Below are 245 nucleotides of genomic sequence, written 5' to 3' on the forward strand. Positions count from 1 at the left end.
TAATCGTATCCTGCATCCATCGCTATATAGCTAAACCGGTAGGTCGGAAACTGTGGCGTAGCCCTTTTAACAGAGGAATGGTAGCTTTTCCATCATTCATGCTTCCCGATGAAAGTAGCGCGCCAAGAATATATTGGCTTTGTGCTGCCACGTCCAAGTGACCTTTGTAGCCATACCAATTCAAGTTTTCACCTTCACTATTGCATTTCACACCCCATTTAGGTGCGATCGGCATTTGCTCTCGT

1 pseudogene is annotated in these 245 nt (G+C 45.7%); it reads right to left on the minus strand.

The window, feature by feature from the left end:
- Nucleotides 1-245 (minus strand): annotated as a pseudogene (locus GQY27_RS21360) (transposase); the annotation flags it as partial.

Source organism: Paenibacillus sp. An7 (assembly GCF_009870785.1).
Classification (GTDB): Bacteria; Bacillota; Bacilli; order Paenibacillales; family Paenibacillaceae; genus Paenibacillus.